The 25,328-nt window shown below is 70.5% G+C and carries 20 protein-coding genes and 1 pseudogene; 13 read left to right on the top strand and 8 right to left on the bottom strand.

From position 1 onward, the window contains the following. Positions 1-132: 132 nt before the first annotated feature. Positions 133-1,344: an ROK family transcriptional regulator gene (locus tag BLV72_RS36420; protein ID WP_093467742.1), complete on the bottom strand. Its 1,212-nt coding sequence runs from the start codon at positions 1,342-1,344 to the stop codon at positions 133-135. A gap of 230 nt (positions 1,345-1,574) precedes the next feature. Here BLV72_RS36420 and BLV72_RS36415 point away from each other — a divergent pair, with 230 nt between their 5' ends. Beyond that, positions 1,575-3,710 carry an alpha-galactosidase gene (locus tag BLV72_RS36415; RefSeq protein ID WP_093467741.1) on the top strand — a complete coding sequence of 712 codons (2,136 nt, stop codon included), beginning with the start codon at positions 1,575-1,577 and terminating at the stop codon, positions 3,708-3,710. 47 nt (positions 3,711-3,757) lie between these two features. Here BLV72_RS36415 and BLV72_RS36410 read toward each other — a convergent pair whose 3' ends face one another. Then, positions 3,758-4,609 (bottom strand): LysR family transcriptional regulator, encoded by an 852-nt coding sequence (locus tag BLV72_RS36410; RefSeq protein ID WP_093470754.1) that lies wholly within the window; start codon positions 4,607-4,609, stop codon positions 3,758-3,760. A gap of 110 nt (positions 4,610-4,719) precedes the next feature. Here BLV72_RS36410 and BLV72_RS36405 point away from each other — a divergent pair, with 110 nt between their 5' ends. Further along, positions 4,720-5,205 (top strand): cupin domain-containing protein, encoded by a 486-nt coding sequence (locus BLV72_RS36405; protein WP_167746651.1) that lies wholly within the window; start codon positions 4,720-4,722, stop codon positions 5,203-5,205. Next, on the top strand, positions 5,202-5,564 hold the full coding sequence (locus BLV72_RS36400) for a DoxX family protein (RefSeq protein WP_093467739.1): 363 nt from the start codon (positions 5,202-5,204) through the stop codon (positions 5,562-5,564). The genes BLV72_RS36405 and BLV72_RS36400 overlap by 4 nt, the downstream gene beginning before the upstream one ends. Positions 5,565-5,674: 110 nt before the next feature. Here the strand turns inward: BLV72_RS36400 and BLV72_RS36395 are convergent. Together BLV72_RS36395 and BLV72_RS36390 are read right to left on the bottom strand one after the other, a co-directional pair. Beyond that, a pseudogene (locus tag BLV72_RS36395) lies at positions 5,675-6,698 on the bottom strand (metallophosphoesterase); the annotation flags it as partial. 117 nt (positions 6,699-6,815) lie between these two features. After that, complete coding sequence (locus BLV72_RS36390) at positions 6,816-8,189, bottom strand: MFS transporter (protein ID WP_208905834.1); 1,374 nt, start codon at positions 8,187-8,189, stop codon at positions 6,816-6,818. 164 nt (positions 8,190-8,353) lie between these two features. Here BLV72_RS36390 and BLV72_RS36385 point away from each other — a divergent pair, with 164 nt between their 5' ends. The 4 genes from BLV72_RS36385 to BLV72_RS36370 all read left to right on the top strand — a co-directional run bounded on the left by BLV72_RS36385 (position 8,354) and on the right by BLV72_RS36370 (position 14,436). Beyond that, on the top strand, positions 8,354-8,875 hold the full coding sequence (locus BLV72_RS36385; protein ID WP_093467738.1) for an SRPBCC family protein: 522 nt from the start codon (positions 8,354-8,356) through the stop codon (positions 8,873-8,875). A 29-nt stretch (positions 8,876-8,904) separates the two neighbouring features. After that, positions 8,905-11,196, top strand: coding sequence for an FdhF/YdeP family oxidoreductase (locus BLV72_RS36380; protein ID WP_093467736.1), 2,292 nt, complete (start codon positions 8,905-8,907; stop codon positions 11,194-11,196). Positions 11,197-11,810: 614 nt separating this feature from the next. Next, positions 11,811-12,782 (top strand): agmatinase, encoded by a 972-nt coding sequence (gene speB, locus BLV72_RS36375; RefSeq protein WP_208906090.1) that lies wholly within the window; start codon positions 11,811-11,813, stop codon positions 12,780-12,782. A 202-nt stretch (positions 12,783-12,984) separates the two neighbouring features. Next, positions 12,985-14,436, top strand: coding sequence for a carboxylesterase/lipase family protein (locus BLV72_RS36370; RefSeq protein ID WP_093470750.1), 1,452 nt, complete (start codon positions 12,985-12,987; stop codon positions 14,434-14,436). Positions 14,437-14,451: 15 nt separating this feature from the next. Here BLV72_RS36370 and BLV72_RS36365 read toward each other — a convergent pair whose 3' ends face one another. Next, complete coding sequence (locus BLV72_RS36365; protein ID WP_425288550.1) at positions 14,452-14,883, bottom strand: Lrp/AsnC family transcriptional regulator; 432 nt, start codon at positions 14,881-14,883, stop codon at positions 14,452-14,454. Positions 14,884-15,248: 365 nt separating this feature from the next. On the opposite strand from BLV72_RS36365, the gene BLV72_RS36360 reads away from it, so the two are divergent. Together BLV72_RS36360 and BLV72_RS36355 are read left to right on the top strand one after the other, a co-directional pair. Further along, positions 15,249-15,896: an HD domain-containing protein gene (locus BLV72_RS36360; RefSeq protein WP_093467733.1), complete on the top strand. Its 648-nt coding sequence runs from the start codon at positions 15,249-15,251 to the stop codon at positions 15,894-15,896. Then, positions 15,893-16,903, top strand: a complete 1,011-nt coding sequence (locus BLV72_RS36355) for a GlxA family transcriptional regulator (RefSeq protein WP_167746650.1) — start codon at positions 15,893-15,895, stop codon at positions 16,901-16,903. The genes BLV72_RS36360 and BLV72_RS36355 overlap by 4 nt, the downstream gene beginning before the upstream one ends. Before the next feature lie 17 nt (positions 16,904-16,920). Here the strand turns inward: BLV72_RS36355 and BLV72_RS36350 are convergent, their stop codons facing one another. From BLV72_RS36350 to BLV72_RS36340, 3 genes are all read right to left on the bottom strand, one after another. After that, positions 16,921-18,285 carry an MFS transporter gene (locus BLV72_RS36350; RefSeq protein WP_093467732.1) on the bottom strand — a complete coding sequence of 455 codons (1,365 nt, stop codon included), beginning with the start codon at positions 18,283-18,285 and terminating at the stop codon, positions 16,921-16,923. A 97-nt stretch (positions 18,286-18,382) separates the two neighbouring features. Next, entirely contained in the window at positions 18,383-19,861 is a 1,479-nt protein-coding gene (locus tag BLV72_RS36345) for an NAD-dependent succinate-semialdehyde dehydrogenase (protein WP_093467730.1), read from the bottom strand. Between the two features lie 172 nt (positions 19,862-20,033). Beyond that, positions 20,034-20,912, bottom strand: a complete 879-nt coding sequence (locus tag BLV72_RS36340) for an IclR family transcriptional regulator (RefSeq protein ID WP_244321185.1) — start codon at positions 20,910-20,912, stop codon at positions 20,034-20,036. A 202-nt stretch (positions 20,913-21,114) separates the two neighbouring features. On the opposite strand from BLV72_RS36340, the gene fae reads away from it, so the two are divergent. The 4 genes from fae (at position 21,115) to BLV72_RS36320 (ending at position 25,290) form a co-directional block, all read left to right on the top strand. Then, entirely contained in the window at positions 21,115-21,654 is a 540-nt protein-coding gene (gene fae, locus BLV72_RS36335; RefSeq protein ID WP_093467729.1) for a formaldehyde-activating enzyme, read from the top strand. Beyond that, a complete protein-coding gene (locus BLV72_RS36330; protein ID WP_093467727.1) occupies positions 21,651-22,763 on the top strand; it encodes a mandelate racemase/muconate lactonizing enzyme family protein in 1,113 nt (370 codons plus the stop codon). Before fae ends, BLV72_RS36330 begins: the two co-directional genes overlap by 4 nt. Beyond that, positions 22,760-24,280, top strand: coding sequence for an aldehyde dehydrogenase (locus BLV72_RS36325; RefSeq protein ID WP_208905832.1), 1,521 nt, complete (start codon positions 22,760-22,762; stop codon positions 24,278-24,280). Before BLV72_RS36330 ends, BLV72_RS36325 begins: the two co-directional genes overlap by 4 nt. A 74-nt stretch (positions 24,281-24,354) precedes the next feature. Then, the gene (locus BLV72_RS36320) at positions 24,355-25,290 is read left to right on the top strand and encodes an NAD(P)-dependent oxidoreductase (protein WP_093467726.1); all 936 of its coding nucleotides are present in this window, start codon (positions 24,355-24,357) and stop codon (positions 25,288-25,290) included. Positions 25,291-25,328: the final 38 nt, after the last annotated feature.

The raw sequence follows: 25,328 nt of genomic DNA, 5'->3' as shown, positions 1-25,328 counted from the left end.
CCGGACGAAGACCGGCGGGGGCGATCAGCGGCGGGTGGTGGCGACCGCGAGGGAGCGGCGGTCGCCGCGTCCGCGACGGGAGCGGGAGCGGGTCGCGGAGGGCACGGTGTTTCTCGGTTTTTCCGGTTTGGTTCAGGCGTGCTGCGTCATGGCTGCTCCTCGCATCTGCTGGTTCGCGTCCGACCTGATGAAGGACTGGATGGCGGTGGCCGCGGCGCCGCGGGCCCATTCGTCGAAGGGCAGCGGCCGGGTCTGCACATCGCACTGCGCCGCGGAGCCGAAGGCCGCCGCGGCGAAGGCGGCACGGATGTGGTCGGCGAACAGGTCGTAGGCGGCCAGGCCCTCGCCGGAGATGATCACGCGTTCGGGGCCGAGCAGATTGGCCACGGTGGCGATGCCACGGCCGATGGCGTCGCCCGCCCGTGCGTAGATCTCCCGTGCGCCGGCCACGCCGTCGTGGGCCAGTCCGGCGGCCTGGACCGCGTCGGCCACCTGGACCCCCGTGGCCGCGCGCATCTGACGGACGATGGCGTCGTCGCTCGCGATGGCCTCCACACAGCCGCGGTTGCCGCAATGGCAGCGGGGGCCCGCCGGGTCGACGGAGACATGGCCGACCTCGCCGGCCACGCCATGAGCCCCGGCGACCACCCTGCCGTGGACCACGAGGCCGCAGCCGATGCCCGCGCCGACCGTCACGACGGCGAAGCCGGACAGGCCCACGCCCGCCCCGAACCACTGCTCGGCCACGGTCAGCGCGCGCACGTCATTGTCGACGGTGACCGGCAGTCCCGTGGTCATGGCGGCGAGTTCGGCGAGCGGCACATCGCGCCATTCCAGGAAGGGCGAGTAGCGCACGACGCCCTCGGCGCGGTCCACGTCGCCGGAGACGGCCATGCCCAGACCCGCGACGCGCACACCGAGGCCGTCCGCTTCGATGAGCAGCTCCCGTACGAGTTCGGTGGCCGACCCCAGCACCGCCTTGGGGTCCCGGGCGGCGAGGGGGATGTGCCGGGCGACCAGGATCCGGCAGCACAGGTCGGTGAGCACACCGATGATCTTGTCTCCGGTCACCTTGACCCCGATGAACAGCGCACGGCCGCCGTCCACCCGCACCAGGTTCGCGGGCCGCCCGAGCGCCGGGCGCGCGTCCTCGTCCACGTCCTCCACCAGGTAGCCGGCCTCGATCAGGGGACGGACCGCCTTGGTGACGGCCGCGGCCGACAGCCCCGCCCGCCGGGCCACTTCCATACGGGTGAGCGGGCCCTGGGACAGGACCGTGGTGAAGATCTGCGCGGCGGCCGACGTGTTCGCGGGGAACGACTCGACGGCAGAGGGCGAGGACATGGCCGGGAACCTAGGCTCCTTATTTTCCGCTGTCAATGAAAGAAGCAGGAATCTCCTGAGGATTGCCTGTGAGCCCTGATCCCGGCTCCAAAGCCAGCCACACACGGGGTGTTGACATGTGATCGAAGGTCTCGTTGGCTTACGAGGCGATCCTCGTCCCCGTCACCGAGCGCCCCGCATCCGCGGGCGGCACCCGCCGCTCCCCCGTCGTCTCCCGAACGTGAGGCCCGATGCCGACGATCTCCCATGCCCCGGACACCGGGGTCTGGCTGCTGACCACTCCCCGTACGTCATACGCCCTGCGCATCGACGAGACGGGCGCGCCCTGCCACCTCGCGTGGGGGCCGCGGCTGACGCTGCCGGAGGCGGAGGAACTGGTCGTGCCCGCCGGGGAGGCGGCGAGCAGCTTCGAGGGACGGCCCGCGGTGGGCGAGGAACTGCCGGTCGACGGCGGCACCCGCTACGGCACGCCGTCCCTCCAGGTCCGCTACGCGGACGGCTCCCGCGCCTTCGAGTGGCAGCCGACCGGGCACCGGCTCCGCACGCCGTCCGACGGCGTCCACGAACTCTCGCTGGAATTCCGCGACCGCCACTATCCGCTGCGCGTCGCCCTCCACTACAGGGTGCGGGACGACACGGATGTCATCGAGCGCTGGACGGTGCTGAACAACGACGGTGACCAGCACCTCAGCCTGGTCCGGGCCGACTCGGCCGCCTGGTCCCTGCCGGCGACGGCCGACTACCGGCTCAGTCATATCACCGGCCAGTGGTCCGCGGAGAGTCAGCTGCGCCGCGAACACCTGCCGTACGGCGAGACCGTGCTGACCAGCCGGCGTGGCATCACCAGCCATCACGCCGCCCCCTGGGTGATGGTGGACGCGGGCGACGCGACCGAGGAGTACGGCCGGGTGTTCGGCGCGGCCCTGGCCTGGAGCGGGAGTTGGCGCCTCACCGTCCAGCGCACACCGGACGGACGCGCCGGGTTCTCCGGCGGCGTCGGCCACGAGGGCACCTGCGTGCCGCTCGCGCCGGGCGAGGAATTCATCACCCCCGTGTTCGCCGGGCTGTTCACGGACGGCGGGTTCGGTGCGGCGAGCCGGGCCTGGCACGCGTACACGCTCAACCACGTCCTGCCGCACGGGCATGAGGTGGCACCCGTGCTCTACAACTCCTGGGAGGCCACCGGCTTCGACGTGGCCGAGGCGAACCAGAAGGCGCTGGCCGAGCGGGCCGCGGCCCTGGGCGTGGAGCTGTACGTCGTCGACGACGGCTGGTTCGGGGCCCGGCGCAGCGACCACGCGGGGCTCGGCGACTGGACCCCGGCCCAGGACCGCTTCCCCGAGGGCCTCGGCCCCCTGGCCGACACGGTGCACCGCCTGGGCATGCGCTTCGGCATCTGGGTGGAGCCGGAGATGGTCAACCCCGACAGCGACCTCTACCGCGCGCACCCCGACTGGGTTCTGCACACCCCCGGCCGGGCCCGCAGCGAGCTGCGCAACCAGCTCGTGCTGAACTTCGCCCGCGACGACGTCGCCGACTGGGCCTACGGCTGGCTGACCCGGCTGGTCGCTGACCACGGCATCGACTTCCTCAAGTGGGATATGAACCGCGCCTTCAGCGAGGCGGGGTGGCCCGGCCCCCCGGACGGCAACGACCGGCTCTGGACGGGCTATGTGGCCAATCTGTACGGCGTCCTCGACCGGCTGCGGGCCGACCATGCCGGGCTGCGCATCGAGACGTGCAGCGGTGGTGGCGGACGCGTCGATCTGGGCATCCTCACCCGTACGGACCAGGCGTGGGTGTCGGACAACACCGACGCGGTCGACCGTCTGGTCATCCAGCACGGCTTCGGTCAGCTCCACCCGGCGCGCACGATGTCCGCCTGGGTGACCGACGTGCCCCATCAGCTCACCTTGCGCACCGTGCCGTTGCGGTTCCGCTTCCACGTGGCCATGTGCGGGCTGCTGGGCATCGGCGGCGATCTGACCCGCTGGTCGGAGGAGGAACTCGCCGAGGGCGCCGAGCTGGTGGCCGAGTACAAGCGGGTGCGCCACCTCGTCCAGCACGGCGCCCTGTACCGGCTGTCCGGGCCGCCCGGCGAGTCGCCGACCGTGGTGCAGTACGCCGCCGAGGACGGCGCCGAGACCCTGGTGCTGGCCTGGCAGCGCGGCCCGCGCCACGGAGTTCCGCGGCTGCCGGTACGGCTGCGCGGGCTCACCCCCGGCGCCCGCTACCGCGACACCCGCACCGGTGAGGTGCGCCATGCCACCGTGCTCACCGCGTACGGATTCCACCCGGACCTCCGGCCCGGCGACTGGGCCAGCACAGCCGTACACCTGGTCAGGATGGAGCAGGGCGATGACTGACACCGCTCGTGGGTCGCACCGGCCGTAGTCGGTGACCCGCCGGTGGCTCAGTCGCGGTAGGCCGCGATGGCGATCTGGACGAAGGAGCGGATCAGTGGATTCGTGTCGTCCTCGTTCCACGCCGCCACCACACGGCTCGGCGGCATGTCGATCAGCGGCACCACGGCGAGCCCCGCCGCCGGTTCGTGGCCCACGAGGGTCATGCCGACCGTGCCGTTCCACAGAACGGCTTGCAGGCATTCCTGGACGCCGCGCACCACCGGGCCCTGGCGAGGTTCCCCGCCGTTCCAGTACGCCTGCCAGAGGGGGTCGGTGCCTTCCGGGAAACGGAACCAGCGGCGGTCGGCGAGGTCGGCCAGTTTCAGGCTGTCGCGGCGGGCCAGCGGATCGTCGGCGCGCAGCAGCGCGCCCACCGGGTCGGTGCGCAGCTCGTGCACGGTCAGACCGGTCTCGTCGAACGGCGCGCGGGTCAGGGCGATGTCGACCAGTCCGGCGTGCAGTCCGCAGGTGGGATCGGTCAGGTCGGTCTCGCGGATGTGGACCTCGACGCCCGGGTGCCGCCGGTGGTAGGCGCCGGCCAGCCGGGTCGCGCCCGGGTCGGCGCTGTCGGCCAGGAGGCCCACGGTGATGGTGGCGGCGCCGGCCGCGGCGGCCACGCGTACGCGTACCCGGTCTGCCTGCTCGAGCAGGGCGCGCGCCTCGTCCAGCAGCACGGTCCCCACCGGAGTGAGCGCGACACCGGCGGGCGATCGGTGGAACAGCGCGGCGCCGAGTTCGGTCTCCAGCTGCTTGATCGCCCGGCTCAGTGGCGGCTGGCTCATATGCAGCCGAACGGCCGCCCGGCCGAAGTGGAGTTCCTCGGCGACCGCCACGAAATAGCGCAGTGTCCGTAGCTCCATGGTGGAACGATACCCGTACGGTATCGACAGCACAGCATGGGTCTTGGACAGTCGCAGCGCACTGGCACTGGAATCGACGGGTGACTGATGAACCGAAGACCAGCGAGCCGATGGCCGACCCCGCCGTATCGGTGGTGGGCCCGGGCGACGGCGAGACGATCGTCCTGGGCACCACGCGACTGCGCATCCTCGAAGACGGCAGCAACACCGGACACCGCCTCGGGCTCGCCGAGTCCGTCCTCGCACCGCACACGCCCGGACCGCCGCAACACCGCCACGCCGAGCACGACGAGGGTTTCTACGTCATCTCCGGCACCGTGCGATTCACGGTCGGAGAACAGGACTACGACGCCGGCGCGGGCACGCTCGTGATGGTCCCTCCCGGTGCCCCGCACACCTTTGCCAACACGACCGACCAACCGGCCGTCATGCTCAGCACGTTCACACCGGACCTGTATGTGCGGTACTTCCGGGACCTGCAGGACATGATCGCCGGTGGCCAGGCGCTGACCCCGCAGGCGAACATCCAGGTGATGCGCCGTTACGCCACCGAGCCCGCCACCGACTTCGATCAGAGGACGGAGTCGGCATCGTGAACGTCGCCTATTGGATCGTCGCCGGCCTGCTCGCTCTCTTCTACCTCTACGGGGGCGGGGTGAAGGTGGTCCGGAGCCGTGAGCGGCTCCGGCCGATGATGGCCTGGGTGGACACCACGCCGATGCCGGCCGTGCGGGCCATCGGGGTGATCGAAGTGCTGGGCGCGATCGGGCTGATCCTCCCGCCGCTGACCGGCATCGCGCCCTGGCTGGCCCTGGCCGCGGCCATCGGGTTCGTGGTCCTCCAGCTCGGCGCGACCAGGGTCCATCTGAGCCGCGGAGACCGCCAGGTCGCTCTCAACATCACGCTGCTCATCGCCGCGGCCGTGGCCATCTGGCCGGCGACGACATGGCTGTGACTCCGGGCGAGGTCGGCGAACGATGAGCCGTACCGCGGCGCTCGCGTAAGGCCGTCGCGCCGCAATTGGACCGGGGTATTGGACGGCGGCCCGCACTGCGTCGCCGGGATCGAGGGATTGCGCGCCACCGGGCAGCCGTTCACATACAGCGTGGTCTGTCGTCCGTCGTTCACCACCGCCCCATGCCACCAGGTGTTCAGCGGCAGCTCATGGCTCCAGTTGGTGACCGCGCCGTCCTGTTTCAGCGGATAGACGGCCCACTGGAGCACATGGCCGTCGGACAGCGAGAGGGTGACCACCGGCTCCTCCGTTTCACCGCCCGTCTTTCCCCGCGTCGCCACTGCGGCCCCGTCGGCTGAGCGGCCTTGGTGAGGTGGTTCCACGCCCCGAGTGATCGGTGATCGGGACGGTCGCTCGAAGTCGATCGGGACGCTGAAGTGGGGACCGGTGCGTTCGATCTCGCCCCGCTCCAGCTCGTTGAGGTGGTCATCGTCGCGGTCCAGGCCCCACGGGGAGAGCATCCGGACGTCGATGGTGTGGCGGGCCAGGTCGAACTGGTAGAGGCGGATCACCCCGGCACCGCCGTAGTAGCGGTCCTGGGAGTTGGTGATGTGCAGATGGACATCATGGCGTACGTGTTGTAGCCGTCCGGGCCGGCTCCGCGGAACGAGGGCGAGGAGCGGAACCGCCGGTGCCGAAGGCGTCCAGGTAGGGAGTGCGGCCCCGCTGGTCGTCGGTGGACGAGTCGAGGTCGTGGTTTCCGGCCACCACGCCGTAGGCGGCGCCCCGCTCGTCCAGGAGGCGGAACGCCCGGGCGATCGGCCCGAATTCGGTGGCCTTCCCATGCTCGGTGAGGTCGCCGAGGTGGGACAGGAAGACGATGTTCTCCTCGCGTGCGTGACTGAGGAGGTAGCGGAAGGACGCCTCCACCGGCGCCGGGTGGATGCTCTCGCCGTCGAAGAGGTACTGGGTGTCCGGCATGACGGCGAGGGTGAATCTGGGGCTTTCGGGGTCGGGGTGCCAGGCGGGCGCGCCCGTGGCGCCTGATGCCGGTGCGGCAGCGGCGGGCGGCGCCAGCTCCAGCCCGGTCACACGATGGGACGGCGGGGATCGAGGGCACGTTATGAGGCCCATGAGTGCAAACACAACAAACACAGGAAGATGTCCGGCAACCAACGGGGAAGAGCACATGAATGACCTCCCCTCCGTGTGCGGGGCCGGGCAGCGCCGGGCGACTGCCCATTGCGGGCGTCAGTGGTGGAGGTCCTCGGCGGTGAGGGTGTCCCGGGTCTCCGGCGCCCAGGCCAGGCTGACGACCGTTCCGAGCAACAGCACCAGCGCCATCCAGCCCATCGACCACCCCGCGCCGAAGTGGCTCAGACTGACCGGCAGCACGAAGGTGCCGATGGCGGAAGCGACCCTGCTGGTGCCGTTGAGGAAGCCGACCCCGGAGCCGCGCAGCGCGGTGGGGAAGAGCTCGGCCGGATAGACCTGGGTGATGGTGGAGGCACCGGCCATGACGAAGGTGTAGATCAGGAAGGGGACCATCAGCGCCCCGCTGGAGGCACCGCTGAGTACAGCCATCGCCGCCAGACAGAGCGTGAGGATCGTGAAGGTGCCGATGGTGAACGGCCTGCGGCCCAGGCGCTGCACCGGCCACAGCCCGATCACACCGCCGAGCAGCAGGGCCAGGTTGAGCACCAGGTTCTGGGTGTCGGCGCCGGAGATCCGCAAGGTGGCCAGGATCTGCGGCATGAAGGTGTAGATGGCGAAGTAGGGCAGCACCTGGGCGCTGTAGAAGACGACGCCGAACCAGGTCTTGGTCGCCTGGCCGGGGGCGAAGAGCTCGCGGTACCGGGCGGCGGGCGGCTGCTTTGCGGCCGCGGCCTGGGCGTCGGCGGCGGTGGCCTCGGACTGCCCCAGATACGTGCGGCGGATCTTCGCGGCCTCGGCGGCCCGGCCTCGGGCGGCCAGCCAGCTCGGGGATTCCGGGATACCGATCCGCAGCAGCAGCACCAGCACGGCGGGCACCGCGCCGCTGGCCAGCAGCCAGTACGCGGAGGTGCCGTTGATCGGGATGTAGGTGCCCAGGACGTTGGCCAGGACGTAGCCGACGGTCCACAGCACGGTGAGTGAGCCCAGGAGGACGCCGCGCAGCCGGCTGGGGACGAACTCGGAGAGCAGGGTCGGACCGACGGCGTAGTCGGCGCCCAGACCGAAGCCGATGGCCAGCCGGAGCAGGAAGAGGACCAGCGGGCTGTGCGCCCAGAACTGGGCGGCGGAGGCGACGGCAATGAGTACGAAGTTGTAGAGATACAGCTTCTGGCGCCCGATGACGTCGGCCACCCGCCCCAGCAGGATGCTGCCGAAGAACAGGCCGATCAGGGCGGAGGCGCCGAGCAGGCCCTGCCACATGCCGGACAGGTGCATATCGGTGCCGAGCGCGGGCAGCACCGCGCCGATGACGCCGAGGGCGTAGCCGTCGGAGAAATTCGCCCCGAAGGTGGTGGCCGTCACCCGAATGTGGAAGCCGGTGAGCGGCTCCTTCGAGGTGGTGCCCGGCACAGGCGCCGCATCCCGGTCCCATGCCGTCCGCGCGTCCGCCGCCTCCGTGTGCACTGCCACGCCTGCCTCCCGACCGTTCACATTCGGACAGCGCCAGCATGCATGAATTCATGCAGTCAAACAACGGGTTGACTGCAGATTGTCATTCACGTAGAAGGAAGATCCATCTGGCGACCTGCTGGTCGGGCGGTGACACTGAGGGCAGATCTGGAGACAGGTGGGCCATGAACACCATCGAAGAGACGATCGAGGTCGCGGTCCCGGTACGCACCGCCTACAACCAGTGGACCCAGTTCAAGAGCTTTCCGCGGTTCATGTCCGCGGTGAAGCGGGTCGAGCAGATCAAACCCGCGATCACCCACTGGGTCATCCGGTACGGCCCGGTGCGCTGCGCGTTCCAGGCGGAGATCGTGCACCAGCGGCCGGACTCCTCCGTGGTGTGGCGTTGCCTTCAGCGCCGCCCCTCCCACTGGGGTGAGGTGTCGTTCCGCCCCACGGCGCCGGACCGCACCCAGGTCACCGTGCGCATAGAGAGCACTCCCGGCAAAGTCGCGTCCCTCCTCACGAACGCCTCCTCCAGGCTCACCCGCCGTGTGGTCCAAAGGGAACTCGGGCATTTCAAGGAGTTCATCGAGGGCCTGGGCCAGGAGAGCGGCGCCTGGCGGGGGTCGATCCACAACGGACACGTACAGCCGACGGAACCGGAACCGCCGAGAAGCCGGGTTGCTCGCTGGCCTGTGGGCTGACCCTCGTCCAAGAGAGCGAGACACACCTGATGAAGAAGGCGCCGAGACACGAGCCGGACGAACGACTCTCCGCCACGCCGCCCAAGAAGTGGGCGGCGGGAGTGCCCGCGGTGACCCATGCGCTGGAGTACTCACTGGAGGAGACGACGGTCCGGCGCACCGCGACGACGCTGCTGACCATGAACCAGGTGGCGGGCATCGACTGTCCCGGCTGCGCCTGGGCCGACCCCGCCCCCGGCCACCGGCACCGCAACGAATACTGCGAGAACGGCGCCAAGCACATCAACGACGAGGCGACCGCGCGGCGCGTCACCGCCGACTTCTTCCGTACGCATACGGTCTCCGAACTCGGCCGCCGCTCGGACCTGTGGCTGAACCAGCAGGGCCGGCTCACCGGACCGATGGTCAAGCGGCCGGACGCGGATCACTACGAGCCGATCAGCTGGCATGACGCCCTGAAGCTGATCGCCGCGGAGCTGACGTCGCTGGACTCCCCGGATGAGGCGGTCTTCTATACCTCGGGGCGCGCCAGCAACGAGGCCGCCTTCGTACTGCAGCTCTTCGCCAGGGCCTTCGGCACCAACAACCTGCCCGACTGCAGCAATATGTGCCATGAGTCCAGTGGCGTCGCGCTGCACGAGACGTTGGGCACCGGCAAGGGCACGGTGAGCCTGGACGATCTGCACCAGGCCGACCTGATCTTCCTGGTGGGCCAGAATCCCGGTACCAACCATCCGCGACAGCTCTCCGCGCTGGAGCAGGCGAAGATCAACGGCGGCCACATCATCGCGGTGAACACGCTGCCGGAGGCCGGACTGCTGCGGTTCAAGAACCCGCAGCGGGCCCGCGGGGTGATCGGACCCGGCACCCGTATCGCCGATCGTTTCCTCCACATCCGCAGCGGCGGCGACCTCGCGCTGTTCCAGGGCCTGAACCGGCTGCTGCTGGAGGCCGAGGACGCCCGGCCGGGCACCGTACTCGACCACGATTTCATCCGCTCCAGCACCAGCGGGTTCGAGGAGTTCTCCCAGCACGCCCGCACCATCGCCTGGGACGACGTCCTGGCCGCCACCGGACTGACCCTCCAGGAGATCGAGCAGGTCCGGGACGCCGTCCTGGGCAGCAAGCGCATCATCGTCTGCTGGGCCATGGGGGTGACACAGCACCGCCACGGTGTCCCCACCATCAGGGAGATCGTGAACTTCCTGATGCTGCGCGGAAACCTCGGCCGGGCCGGAGCCGGGGCCTGCCCGGTGCGCGGGCACAGCAATGTGCAGGGAGACCGCACGATGGGCATCTGGGAGCAGATGCCGGACTCCTTCCTGGACGCGCTGCAGCGCGAGTTCGGCTTCGATCCGCCTCGCGCCCACGGGCTGGACTCGGTGAACTCGATCAGGGCCATGCGCGAGGGCCGTATCAAGGTCTTCCTCTCGCTCGCGGGCAACTTCGTCCGGGCCGCTCCGGACAGTGCGGTCACCGAGGAGGCCATGCGGCGCTGCCGCCTCACCGTTCACATCTCCACCAAGCTCAACAGGTCCCATACGGTCTGCGGCCGGACCGCGCTCATCCTGCCGACCCTGGGCCGCACCGAACGGGACACCCAGTCCGGTGGCGAGCAGTTCGTCACCGTGGAGAACTCGATGAGCGAGGTGCACACCTCCTATGGGCGCCTGAAACCGGCCTCCAAGCTGCTGCTCAGCGAGGTGGCCATCCTCTGCCGGCTCGCCCGCCACACCCTCGGCGACAAGGCCGGCATCCCCTGGGAGGAGTTCGAGGCCGACTACGGGGCGATCCGCCACCGCATCGCCCACGTCGTTCCGGGGTTCCACGACTTCAACCGGCGGGTGGCCCGTCCCAGTGGCATCAGGCTGCCCAACCCGGTCAACGAGGGGGTCTTCGCCACCCCCGCCGGCAAGGCCCTGTTCACCCGCAACGCCTGGGACATGCTGCGGGCCCCCGAGGGGCATCTGCTGCTGCAGACCCTGCGCTCCCACGACCAGTGGAACACCATTCCCTACACGGACAACGACCGCTACCGGGGCATCCACGGACGGCGCAGGGTGGTCCTGGTCAATCCGGCGGATATGGCCGAACTCGGTTTGTTCGAGGGGCAGTTCGTGGACCTCGTGGGCGTGTGGACCGACGAGGTGGAGCGCCGCGCGGAGGACTTCGAGGTGGTCCCGTATCCGACCACCCGCGGCTGCGCGGCCACGTACTACCCCGAGACCAATGTCCTGGTGCCGCTCGACAGCGTGGCCGAGATCAGCAACCAACCGACGTCGAAGGGGATCATGGCCCGCCTGGAGGCCCGTAACGGGTAGCGCGTCCAACCGCTCGTTCGCCCGACGCGAGCAGTCATCGGAGGCCGGGTGGGAGGGTTATAACTGCCGGTTCTACGATCGGACATGACCGAGGTACGTGCAGAGGCCAGCGGTTGTGTGCTGGGCTGCCCACATCGTGCCGCGAGGCAGCCGCCCGCGAGGCGGAGGACCACAAGGGTGTGACGAGTGAGCGAACGCCGGGACGGCGCCCAGTGAGCGGCTGTCGCGGGCGCCGCTGCCTCGTCGCGGAGAGCCGAAGACCCACTGACCGGGGGTTTCCTGGACCGGGTTTCCCGGATCCGGGAAACCCGGTCCCCATGGCCGGCTCCCGGCGCGTCCGCCACGTGTCCTAGGCGCGGCACTCCTTCCCCCGCAGGAGTACCGACTGACGACCGCTTCGCGCGTCCGCAATCCCTGGGCGCCGAGCGGGTCACCTGGCGATGTGCGCAGGACTGCCGCGGAGCCAGGCGAGCGCCCTTCCCCGTTCACCAACGGACGCTTTCATCATCCACGTAACACGGCCTCGACCAGGCCGGCATTCCCCCCACACGGATCATTCCCCCCACAGAAGAAGGACTCAGCACCGCATGACCGCGAACCCTCCCGACATGGCAATGCCCGTTCCGCCCCATGAGACCGATGCCACCCTGCACTTCACGGGCCCGGCGACCTTCGGCCGTGTCCCCCGTCTGGACCAGGTCGGCACCACGGATATCGCCGTGGTCGGGGTGCCGTTCGACGCGGGTGTCTCCTACCGGCCGGGCGCCCGCTTCGGCTCGAACGCCGTCCGGGAGGCCTCGCGCCAGCTGCGCCCCTACAACCCGGCCCAGGACGTGTACCCGTTTCACTACGCCCAGGTGGCGGACGCCGGTGACATCACGGCCAATCCGCACAACATCGACGCGGCCGTCGAGAGCATCGAGCAGGGCGCGGACGCTCTGCTGTCCACGGGCGCGCAGCTGATGACGCTGGGCGGCGACCACACCATCGCACTGCCGATCCTGCGCTCGGTGGCCCGCCGGCACGGCCCGGTGGCGCTGTTGCACTTCGACGCGCACCTGGACACCTGGGACTCCTACTTCGGCGCCCAGTACACCCATGGAACGCCGTTCCGCCGCGCGGCCGAGGAGGGCCTCCTGGACACCTCCGCGCTCTCACACGTCGGCACCCGCGGCTCGCTGTACAGCAAGGAAGACCTGGACGAGGACACCAAGCTGGGCTTCGGGATCGTCACCTCGGCCGATGTGATGCGGCGCGGGGTGGACGAGGTGGTGCAGCAGCTCAAGGAGCGCATCGGCAAGCGGCCGCTCTACATATCCGTGGACATAGACGTCCTGGATCCCGCACACGCCCCCGGCACCGGCACCCCCGAGGCGGGTGGCCTCACCTCGCGGGAACTCCTGGAGATCGTGCGCGGGCTCAGCGATTGCTATCTGGTCTCCGCCGACCTGGTCGAGGTCGCCCCGGCGTACGACCACGCCGAGATCACCTCCGTGGCCGCCTCGCACACCGCCTACGAACTGATCTCCGTCATGTCCCGGCAGATCGCCTTCTTCCGCTGGCTCGAGGAGAACGAGCAGCCGTAGACCGCCACCATCCGTCCCACGTTTCACCGATGCCACGTCAGCCAGGCTGACGTGGCACGGGCGCGTACCGCACGTCGCACTTTCGGCTGGTCCGGAGATCATTTGTCGCCGAATCCTCGCCCTCACCCGCTGTTCTGGCTCCTCCGCGCAGGCTGACATAGAACGAGACCAGAACGTCGGTGAAGCGAGAGAGGTGGAGTCGATGACAAACCTGGCGGACCAGGTCGTGGCCACGGACCGGGGCAAGCTCCGGGGCTCGGACGAGGGTGCCGTGGTGTCCTTCCGGGGGATCCCCTACGCCGCCTCACCGGTGGGCGCGGCGCGCTTCGCGGCCCCGCACACCCACCCGGGCTGGACGGGCGTACGGGAAGCGGTGCGGCCGGGACCGGCCGTGCCGCAGGCGCCGTCCCGGCTGGAGCGGGTCATGGGGACGCGCAGGCCCGACTGGGACGAGGACGGTTGCCTCACTCTGAACGTGTGGGCTCCGCGGCCCGCACTGGAGGAGAAGGTCCCCCGTCCGGTTCTGGTCTGGTTCCACGGCGGCGGTTTCAGCAGTGGCTCGGGCGGGTGGGACTGGTACGACGGAGCCCGCCTGGCGGAGGTCGGCAATGTGGTGGTCGTAACCGCCAACTACCGGCTGGGGCCACTCGGCTATCTGTATCTCCCGCGGATCGGCGCCGACAACCTCGGCTCTCAGGATCAGGCCACCGTGCTGCGCTGGGTGCGCGACAACATCGCCTCCTTCGGCGGCGACCCGCGAGCCGTGACCGTCGGCGGGCAGTCGGCCGGTGCGTACTCGGCCCTGTCGCTGGCCCTGGATCCGGCGACCGGGGGGCTCGTCGACCGTGTGCTCCTGCAGAGCGGCCCTTGGGGCCTTAAGCCGCAGAGTCCGGAGCAGGCAGCCGAGGCCGCCGAGGAGTACCAGCGGCTGCTGGACATCCCGCGAGGCGCGGAGCCCGGCCAGGTGCTGCGCTCGCTTCCCGTCGAGCGTCTTCTGTCCGCCTACGGCGAGCTGGCGGCCCGGCTCGCGCGCCCGGGCAACGTCGCCCCTCCGATGTACCCGGTTCTCGGCGGCGCCGGTATGCCACGGGCCTGGCGGGACGCGCTCCTGGACGGGGCGCTGGAGGGCAAGGCCCTGCTGATCGGCACCGCCCAGGAGGAGATGAGCGCCTTCTTCGCCTTCGAGCCGCGCATCCAGTCGCTCACCCGGGAGGGTGCCGTCGACCTCCTGACCAGCCGGCTCGGCCACGAGGCGCCGGAGGTCTACCAGCGGTACGCCGACAGGCTCCCGCACGCGGCCCCCGCCCAGGTCTTCACCGCACTGCAGACCGATGAGCTGTTCCGTGACGGCGCCCTGCGGATGGCCGACCACCATGCCGCGGGTGGCAATGCCACGTACGTCTACCAGTTCGACTACCGTCCCGCCCACGACCCCGGCCATCTCGGCGCCACGCACTGCGGTGAACTGCCCTTCCTCTTCGGCACCTTCGACAGCTACCCCGACAGTCCGATGCTGGGGAGCCCCTCCGACGCGGAGCGGGCGATGGGCCGGGCCTTCGCCACTGCTGTCACCACGTTCATCGCCGGTGGCTCTCCGGGCGACTGGCCTCCGTACGCGCCCGAGGCCACCGCACGGATCCGGCACTTCGGCTGAGACTCACCGAGCCCCTCACACGGAAATCGACGCGGGGCGTACCAGGCCGGTGCGCTTGACGCCGGAGAGAATGGGGGTCACCTCAAGCCCGGAGATATGTGGCAAGGCCCCCACCGTGCCGGTCAGAATCACATACAGCGCGCTCAGATCGGTGGCGGCCACCGCCACCAGCAGACTGCTCGAACCCGTCGTGGCGGCGGTGAAGCGCACCTGCGGATGCCTGCTGAGGATCTGCCCGGTCTCCTCCAGCGCCCCCGGATCCGCGGTGATCCACAGCAGGGCCTCGGCGTGCACCCCCAGCAGGGCCAGATCGACTTCGGTGGCCAGCCGGACGCCATGCGCCTCCACCAGGGCGTCCAGGCGGCTCCGTACGGCCCGTGGAGTCCGGCCCGTGCGACGGGCGAGCTCTCCATAGGTCATCCGGGAGTCTTCCACCAGCGCGTCGATGAGCGCTTCGTCGTCCTACCCAGCACCTCGGCGACGCTCCGCCAGGAGGCCCGGGGCGACGCCAGCAGAACGGCCGTGATCCGCCGGTCCGTGGCATCGAGGTCGTGGCGTACTTTCCGCATGAGAAGGCCCTCGATGTTCCTCTTCTCTCGATTCGACTCTATCCGGTGACCGGAACAGGACGGTCTGCGGTGTCGTACGCCGCGGTCCACCGGGGAGCTGCGCCGCGGGGCCACCACCGGCGTTTCCCGTCGCTATCCGTGGGATACAGGGCGCTATCGTCATGGCAAGCGGGCCGGCCGCCGCGCGAGGCTGTGGACAGTGCCCCACAGGGGCGTACTGCTATGGACACGGAGAGCGGACACATGACGACTGACACTGCTGTCGCGGCAGGCGTGAAGGTGCCGGGCACGACGCTGGCGCGCGAGGCCACGGAGCTGATTCGGGACACGACGAGCGAGCTCATCTATCACCATTCACGTCGGGTCTACTTCTTCGGCAGCCTGCAGGGCCACCGGCGCGACCTGAGCTTCGACCCGGAGCTGCTGTACCTGGGGGCGATGTTCCACGATGTGGGCCTGAACGAGGCGTTCCATGACAGTGGCCGCCGTTTCGAGGTGGACAGCGCGGCCGAGGCGAAGCGGTTTCTGCAGGCCCATGGCGTACCCGAGGACAGCATCCGCCGGGTCTGGACGGCGATCGCCCTGCACACCACTCCCGGGGTCCCCGAGTTCATGGAACCGGAAGTGGCGCTGGTGACGGCCGGTGTCGAGTACGACGTGCTCGGCATCGGGTACGAGGATCTCTCCGCCGAGGACCGGGCCGCGGTCGTGGCGCTGCATCCGCGCCCCGATTTCAAGAACAGGATTCTGCGGGCGTTCGCCGATGGCATCCGCCCCAAGCCGCAGACCACGTTCGGCAACGTCAAGGCGGATGTCCTGGAGCACTTCGTCCCCGGCTTCGAGCGGGGGAACTTCGTCCGGACGATCCTGGATTCGCCGTGGACGGAATAGCGCGCCGGGCGTCACCGGCGTCCCGTGGCGGGCGCACCGTCGTGATCGTCGCGTTCGACGGGGTGCAGCTGCTGGATGTCACCGGCCCCGTGGAGGTCTTCACCACGGCCAACCACTACGGCGCCGACTACGACGTACGGGTCGTCTCCCCCGCCGGTGACACCGTCACCACCTCCTCCGGACTCGTGATCGGCGCCGACGGCGCGCCCGGCACACTGCCACCGCGCCTGGGCACCCTGCTGGTCCCGGGGAGGAGGGACTGGCGTTCGGCCGTGGCCGACACCGATCTGGTCGGGCTCGTGACCCGGCTGTCGGTGCGGGCCAAGCGCGTGGCGTCCGTGTGCGCGGGCGCCTTCGTGCTGGCCGAGGCCGGCATCCTGGACGGCCGCCACGCCGCCACGCACTGGGAGCTGGCGGCGCAGTTGGCCACCGCCTACCCCCAGGTGCGCGTGGACGGCAATCCCGTCTTCGTCCGGGACGGCCATGTGGCCACATCGGCCGGCATCACCGCGGGAATCGACCTCTCGCTGTCCCTGGTCGAGGAGGACTGGGGAGCGGAGGTGGCCCGTAATGTGGCCAGGCAACTGGTGGTCTTCATGGCCCGCCCGGGCGGGCAGGCGCAGTTCAGCGCGCGGCTGGCCCCGCGTCAGCCACGGCATCCGGCGGTGCGCCGGGTGATGGACCGCGTCACCGCGGACCCCGCGGGGTGCCACACGCGGGCCACGCTGGCCGCCTCGGGCGGCGTGAGCGCCCGACACCTGGAGCGGCTGTTCCGCACCGAGGTCGGCATCACGCCCGGCCGCTACGTCGAAGCCGTCCGCGTCGAGGCCGCCCAGGCACTTCTCGCGGACGGCACCGGCACGGTCGAGGAGGTGGCGCGGCAGGCGGGGTTCGGCTCCTCGGAGTCGCTGCGGCGGGTGTTCCAGCAGACCCTCGGGGTCTCGCCGACGGTCTACCGCGCCCGTTTCCGCAGCACCGTCGGCGCACCCCGTCTCTCGGCCGGGTAGCCGGCCGCCGCCTGTCCCTACGCCCCCTCGCGGGCCGTTCGCGCCGCCCGGGCCAGGTCCAGGTCGGTGGTCTCCGGCGCCAGGAACTGGGACACGAGGGCGCCGACCACCAGCACTCCGGCGCCGATCAGGAGCACGAACTCCGCGCCGAAGTGGTCGAGCCCCATCGGCAGCAGGAACGTGCCGATCGCGGCGCCCACCCGGCTCATGGCCGTCGCGAAGCCGACGCCCGTGGTGCGCAGGGAGGTGGGGAACACCTCCAGCGGATAGACCGCGGTCAGCGCGCTGGAGGCGGCGTTGAGGAAGATGAAGAACAGGAAGCCGACGACGATGACGGGGGTGGAGGACGGCCACACCGCCACCAGGGCCAGACATGCGGCCGTGATCCAGAACGGCGGGATCAGCAGCTTGCGGCGGCCGATCCGGTCCACGACGAGGCACCCCGCGGTGACACCGGCCACGGCGGTGAAGGAGTAGACGAGCAGCGCCGCCACCGCGTTGTCCCCCATGTGCAGAGCCTCGAAAACCTCGGTCCAGAAGGTGCCGATGGCGAAGTACGGCAGCACCAGGGCGGCCCAGAAGACGCTGGCGAACACCGTGGAACGCAGATGCTGCCGGCTGAAGAGCGCGCGGAACCCGTCCTGCCGCACCTCGTCGCGGTCGTCCAACTCCGCTTCGACATCCACCTCGATGCCGTACTTCTCGATCAGCGCTTCGGCCTCGTCCCGGCGTCCCCTGCTCAGCAGCCAGCGCGCGGACTCCGGGATGCCACCACGCAGGGCCACGCACACCACCGCGATCACCGCACTGCTCGCCAGGGACCAGCGCCAGCCGCCGTCGACGGAGGTGAACAGCGCCCCCACGACGGTGGCCAGCGCGTATCCCACGTACCAGCTGATCTCCAGGCTCGCCAGCAGCCGCCCGCGGCCCAGCCGGCCCGCGTACTCCGACAGCAGCGGGGCGCCGATCGCGTACTCGCCGCCGATCGCCACGCCCATCACCAGCCGGATGAGGATGAGCTGGGTGCCGTCCGCGACGAAGAACTGGAGCACCGAGCCGATCAGGAAGATCAGCATGTCCATCAGGAACACCGGCCGGCGTCCGAACCGGTCGGCCAGCCGGCCGAAGAGCGGCCCTCCGATGAAGATCCCGATCAGCGGTGAGGCGCCGACCAGCCCCTGTTCCATGGAGGACAGATGGAGGTCGTCAGTGATCGCCCCCATCGCCAGGCCGATGCCGCCGATGATGTAGCCGTCGATTCCCTGGCCGATCTGGGTGGCCAGCTTCAGCTTGGTGTGCAGCCGCTTCCGTTCGCGTTCGGTGGCGGGTGCGCCCGGCGGTGTGCTGGGCTCGTTCTGCTCGGTCACAGGCGTCGTTGCCATGCGCGGGTCCTTCGCTGAGAGGGGGAGGAGACCGCTGCCCCGGGAGAGAGCGGCCGGGGAGGAGTGGCCCCGGGAGCAGCGGTGGGGAGAGGGGGAATCAGTCGGTCGGCCAGTCGAGGGCGATGTACTGCGTTTCCAGGAAGGCCTCGATGCCCTCGCGGCCGCCCTCCCTGCCCAGGCCCGACTGCTTGACGCCGCCGAAGGGCGCGGCCGGGTCGGACAGCAGGCCCCGGTTGAGGCCGACCATGCCGGTCTCCAGGCGCTCGGCCAGGCGCAGGGCCCGGCCCACGTCGCGCGAGTAGATGTACGAGGCGAGGCCGTGCACGGTGGCGTTGGCGCGGGCCACCAGCTCGTCCTCGTCGGTGAAGGTGGCCAGGGGCGCGACCGGCCCGAAGACCTCCTCGTTCATGATCCGGGCGTCCTCGGGCACGTCCACCAGGACGGTGGCCGGGTGGTAGCAGCCAGGGCCTTCGGGCACGCTGCCCCGCGCGGCGACCTTCGCGCCACGAGTGACCGCGTCGTCGACCAGGGAACGGATGGACTCCACGGCGGTCCGGTTGATCATCGGGCCGAGGGTGACGCCCTCCTCCAGACCCGCTCCGGCGCGTACCGCGGTCATGGCCGCCGCGAACTTCTCGGTGAATTCGGCGGCGACGGACTCATGGACGTAGAACCGGTTGGCGGCGATGCAGACCTCGCCACCGCCCCGCATCTTGGCGTCCATCGCACCGCGCACCGCGGCGTCGACGTCGGCGTCCTCGCAGACGATGAAGGGGGCGTTGCCGCCCAGTTCCATGGTCACGTTGACCACGTTCGCCGCCGCCTGCCCCAGGAGGGTCCGGCCGGTGGCGGTGGAGCCGGTGAAGGAGAACTTGCGGACCCGCTCGTCGCGGAGCCAGGCGGAGACCACCTCGGGCGCGCGGTCGGTCGGCAGGACGTTCAGCAGCCCGTCGGGCAGGCCCGCCTCGCTCAGCAGGGCGGCGATCGCGAGGGCGGTGAAGGGGGTGTCGGGGGCCGGCTTGAGGAGCACCGGGCAGCCGGCGGCGAGCGCCGGGGCGATCTTCCGGGTGGCCATCGCGGCCGGGAAGTTCCACGGTGTGACGAAGGCGGTGACGCCCACCGGATGCCTGCGCACGACATGCCGGAAGCCGCCACCGGGCGCATCGCCGAACGAGGAGCCGATCCGCACCGCCTCCTCGGCGAACCAGCGGAAGAACTCGGCCGCGTAACCGACCTCGGACACCGCGTCCCGGTATGCCTTGCCATTCTCCAGGACGATCAGGCGGGCGAGCGTGTCGGTGTGCTCGCGCATCAGCGCGAACGCCGTGTGCAGGACCTCCGAACGACGGCGGGCCGGCGTCGCCCGCCACCCGGCGGCGGCCGCCTGGGCCGCCTCGACCGCCGCCAAAGCGTCCCCCGGGCCCGCCGCGGACACCTCGCGGATCAGCTCCGCGGTGGCCGGGTCGTGCACGGGGAACGTCCGTCCGTCCTCGGCCGCACACCAGCGGCCGGCGATGAACACATCGCCTTCGGCGAACGGCGCCTTGGCGAGGGTTTCTATGCCGGGGAGGTTCATGAGCTGCTCTTTTCTCCGTTCCGAACAGGGGCTGGTCCGGTTCGCGGTGAATTTACGAGCGCGTCATGCGGCCGACAAGACCGCTTCTCGGATCGCAATGGTGGTTGCTGTCAGGGCAACTCCCCGCCATGCCCGCCCCCGCACCCGCCGGGGCCGCAGGGCCCCGGCGCTTTCAGGTGAGCCGTGCCCTGGGGAAGGAGGTGTGCCGAGGCTCCCAGCCCAGCATCACGGAGACGCGTGCCGCCGCCTTGGCCGTGGTGCGGCCCGCCTGGTCCAGACGGTCGCCGAGCCGGGACTTGGGTGCCGAGATGTTGAGCGCCGCGACAACACGTCCCCGGAAGTCGCGTACGGGTGCGGAGACCCCGACCAGACCGGTCTCGAACTCCTCGCTCACCCCCGCGTAGCCCCGCCGCGAAGCCTCCTGGATCAGTGACCACAGCTCGGGGATCGGCGGCGTCGAGGCGGTGCCGAAGCGGACGTACAGCTCATCGGGGGTGGCATCGGCCAGCAGCACGCGCCCGGCCGAGGTCTGCCACGCGGGCACTCCGCGCCCTTCCCAGCCGTGGACGCGGAAGGAGTGTCCGGAGACCGAGAGCAGGGTGAGCACCTCACGGTCGCTCAGGACACACAGATGGCTGGTCTCCTCCACGTCCGACGAGAGCGCGTGCATCACCGGCTCCGCCATGCGCACCAGCCGGTTCTGCGAGGTCCGCGCGACGAGCGAGAAGAGCCGCCAGCCCAGGCGGTACTCCAGGGTGTCGGGGTCGCGTTCCACGATCCCCGCGGCGGCCAGGGCCTTGAGGGCCCGCGAGACCTGGGTCTTCTCCCGGCCCACCAGATGCGCCAGGCGTACCACGCCGAGCCCGCCGGCGTTCTGGGCCTCGTCGGAGGCGAGCGCCTCCAGCAGGTCGATGTCACGGCGCAGCCCGTGGCCGCGCGGGGCAGCGGTGTCCGCGGGACCGGAGGAGGCGTCGGGGCCCGTGCCGTGCGGATCGGCGGGGTCCTCGGGACCATCGGTGCCGCGAGGGGGGAGGTTCGTCACGCGCGACATCCTAGAGCGCACCCCACGGAAGCCCCAGGTCAGCCGCCGGGTTGTCATGAGAGCAACCGGCATTTCGATTCACCCCGGCGCCTTGTCGGCGGGGTGGCGGCGGTTCTAGATTCGCCGCATCGGACCGGAGAACTGCGGCGAATGCGCGGTTCCTCCCCTGCGGTCCGTCGATTCCCCGCTCCCGGAGATCCAGGAGATCCCCATGCCATCGCCTTTTGCCCCGACCGCCCTCATCGGCGAGTCCTTCGCCGGGGAGGGTGCCAACGCCGCGCACACGAATGTCGTGATCGGACGCAAGGGCGGACCCGTCGAGACGGCCTGGGCCACGGCGCTGGCCACGCCCAGCGCCGGACACGTCCCCTTCGTGACGATCGTGCGGCCCTCGGTCCCGGTGAAGCCGCTGACGCTGTTCGTGCCGAAGGCCGCCGCGGAGGGTGAGCTGCACCAGCGCGCCACGTGGGGCTCCGCCCAGGCCGGTCTGGCGCAGGGGGTCACGGACGCGGTCCGGGACGGTCTGCTGTCCGCCGAGGAGGCCGACGATCTGCTGATCATCGCCGCGATCTGGGTGAACCCGGCGGTCGACGACCTGGATGTGTCCTTCCGCAACCAGCGCGCCGCCGCGTACGAGGCGGTGCGGGCCGCGGTGACCGGCACCCCGACCGTGGCCGATGTCCTCGCGGCCGCCGAGGAAGGCCCGGCCAACCCGTTCTACGCCCCCACCTCCGAGGTGCTCACCCGATGAAGATCACGGATATCACCCTGGACCGGCTGCGCCTGGAGCTGGACCCGCCGTTCCGGGCCGCGTGGGACCCCGAGCCACGGCGCCACTTCGACGCGACGATCGTCCGCGTCCACACCGACGAGGGGATCACCGGTATCGGCTCCGGTGATCTGATGGACGGCTTCGACACCTATAAGCACCTGTTCGTCGGCGAGGACCCGCTCGACATCACCCGGCACGTCAAGGCCATCGAGACCGCCAACTTCCACGGCGCCCACTACTGGCCGCTGGAGGCGGCGCTGTGGGACATCATCGGCAAGGTCCACGGCCGCCCGGTGGCGGAGCTGTTCGGCAACGCGGCCAAGAAGCTGCCCGCCTACGCCTCCTGCGGTGAGCTCAAGTCGCCGCAGGAGCGGGTCGCCACCGCGCTGAAGGTCCGCGAGGCGGGCTTCCGCGCGATGAAGATCCGCATCGACCGCAACCGGGTGGACGAGGGGATCGCCGCGGTCCGCGCCGTACGCGAGGAACTGGGCGCCGACTTCGAGATCATGGTGGACCTGAACCAGTCGTGGCGCATGGCGGGCGACACCGCGGGCGCCACCGACCTCGCCCGGACCCGCAAGACCATCGCGCGGCTGGCCGAGCTCGACGTGTTCTGGGTCGAGGAGCCGCTGCCCTACGGCGACCTGGCGGGCTTCAAGCGCCTGCGGGCCGAGAACCCCGGGGTGCGCATCGCCGCCGGCGAGATGCACCACTCCCCCACCGAGCTGCTGCGCTACCTCGAAGAGGACGCCCTGGACATCTACCAGATGGACGTGGTGCTCGCGATCGGCATGCACCGCGCCCGTACCCTGGCGGAAATCGCCCAGCTCAAGCACCGCCACTTCACCCCGCACAGCTGGACCAACGGCATCGGTGTGCTCGCCAATCTGCACGTGGCGGCGGGGGTCGGCGGCGGCCCGTTCTTCGAGTTCCCCTATGACCCGCCCGGGTGGACCCCGGAGCGCCGGGACTTCATGCTCGCCGACCCGGTGCGGGTGAACAGCGAGGGCGACCTCGAGATACCCGCGCGGCCGGGCCTCGGTATCGAGCTGGACGAAGACGCGATCGACCGGTGGAGGATCACATGACGCACGGCATCGACGCCCTGCTCGCCCGTACGTACGACCAGTGGGTGGCCGCGGCCGGCGCACTCACCTTCGAGACCCGGCTGTTCATCGACGGCCGCTTCACCGACGCCCGCTCCGGCGACACCTTCACCAGCGTCTCGCCGCGCGACGGTTCGGTGCTCGCCAAGGTGCAGGCGGCCGGCGCCGAGGACGTGGACCGTGCCGTACGCGGCGCGCGCGCCGCCTTCGAGGACGGACGCTGGCGCGACCTCCCGCCCAAGGAGCGCAAGAGCGTCCTGCTGCGCTGGGCCGAGCTGATCCGGGCGAACGCCGAGGAGCTGGCCCTCCTCGACACCCTGGAGATGGGCAAGCCCATCACCGAGTCCGTGCGGATCGACGTGGACAAGGCCGCCGAGACCATCGCCTGGTACGCGGAGGCCATCGACAAGACCTACGACGAGGTGGCGCCGACCCCCGGGGACGCCATCGCCCTGATCACCCGGGAGCCCCTGGGTGTCATCGGCGCGGTCGTCCCGTGGAACTACGCGCTGCTGATCGCCAGTTGGAAGCTGGGCCCGGCACTGGCCACCGGCAACAGCGTCGTCCTCAAGCCGGCCGAGCAGACCTCCCTGGCCACCCTGCGCCTGGCCGCCCTCGGCTCCGAGGCGGGTCTGCCGGACGGGGTGCTCAATGTCGTCCCGGGCCGCGGCGAGGTCGCCGGACAGGCGCTGGGCCGCCACCCGGAGGTCGACAAGATCGCCTTCACCGGTTCGGCGGAGGTGGCCCGGCTCTTCCAGGTGTACGCGGGCGAGTCCAACGGCAAGCAGGTGGCCGTCGAGGCGGGTGGCAAGTCGCCCCAGCTCCTGTTGCCCGACGCCGACATCGAGGCCGCCGCGTCGGCGGTGGCCTGGGGCATCTTCTACAACGCCGGACAGACCTGCAACGCGGGTTCCCGCGTCGTGGTGCACGCCTCCGTCAAGGACCGGCTCCTGGACGCCCTGCGCCGGATCACCGCGGAGACCTTCCAGGTGGGCGACCCGCTCGACCCGGCCACCGTCATGGGCCCCTTGGTCGACGAGACCCAGCTGGCCACGGTCCTCGGCTATATCGAACGCGGTGTGGAGGACGGGGCGAGCGTGGTGTTCGGCGGTGGCCGCACCCTCACCGCGTCGGGCGGCAGCTATGTCGAACCGACCGTCCTGGACGGGGTGGTGAACACCTCCGCCGTCGGCCAGGAGGAGATCTTCGGCCCGGTCCTGGCCATCGTGTCCTACGACGGCGACGCCGACGAGGGCATCCGGCTGGCCAACGAGAGCGACTACGGGCTCGTCGCCTCCGTCTGGACCCGTGATGTGGCCGTCGCCCACCGCGCCGCCAAGCGGCTGCGGGCCGGGACGGTCTGGATCAACACCTTCGACGCCAGTGATGTCATCACCCCCTTCGGCGGCTTCAAGGCCACCGGCGCGGGCCGTGACAAGTCGCTGCACGCACTGGACGCGTACACGGCGCTGAAGACCACCTGGATCAACCTGGCCTGAACCGGCCATGGCGCACGGACCTGTTCATCCCCTCCCTTCTTTACTTTTCTCTTCTCACCACAGCGAGGACAACGATGAGGATCGGTTTCATCGGCCTGGGCAACATGGGACGCCACATGGCCCGCCATCTCATCCACGCGGGCCACCTGGTCACCGTGCACGACACCCGGCCCGAGGCCGCCGCCGAGCATCTGGCGCTCGGCGCCCGCTGGGCCGATTCCCCCGCGGCCTGTGCCGAAGGCGCGGAATTCCTGATCACGATGCTCCCCACCCCGCGCATCGTCGAGGACGTCCTGCTGCGCGGTGGCGCGGCCCAGGCCCTGCCGCCCGGCGCCCTGTGGATCGACATGTCGACCTCGACTCCCGCGGCCGCGGACCGCGTCGCCGCCGATGTGCTGAACGGGCGCGGGGTGCGCCGGCTGGACGCACCGGTCAGCGGCATGGCACGGGGCGCCGAGGCCGGAGCACTGCAGATCTTCGCCGGCGGTACGGACGACGACTTCCGCATCGCCCTGCCCGTCCTCGAAGCCATGGGCGATCCGGACCGGATTCTGCACGTCGGCCCGCCCGGCGCGGGCTACACGGTCAAGCTCATGCTCAACCTGCTCTGGTTCAGCCACGTGGTCGCCACCTCCGAGGTGCTCGCCATGGGCGTCAAGGCGGGCGTCGACCTCGGGACGCTGCGCAGCTCGCTGCTGGCGAGCCCGGCCGCCTCCGCCTTCGTCGAGAAGGACCTCATGTCCATCCTCGCCGACGGTGACTACGACGACTCGTTCGCCATGGCACTGGCCTGCAAGGATCTGGGGCTCGCCGTCGACCTCGGCCGCGACCTGGGCGTGTCCACCGAACTGTCCGCCCTCGTCGAGCAGATCTACCGCCGCTCCAAGGCCCATCACGGCGAGCTCGCCGGTGAGATGAGCCCGGTCCGCCTCTACGAGGCCCTCGCCGGGCAGGAGTTCCGGCTGCCCGACCCGACCATCACGCCGGCCGACGCGACCCTCGCGGTCTGAGAAGAAGCGAACGCCACCCCGCACCACGACGCCAGGAG

It is taken from the genome of Streptomyces melanosporofaciens (assembly GCF_900105695.1).
Lineage (GTDB): Bacteria > Actinomycetota > Actinomycetes > Streptomycetales > Streptomycetaceae > Streptomyces > Streptomyces antimycoticus.
The sequence above is the reverse complement of the archived record's forward strand: the minus strand, read 5'-3'. Positions and strand labels throughout refer to the sequence as shown.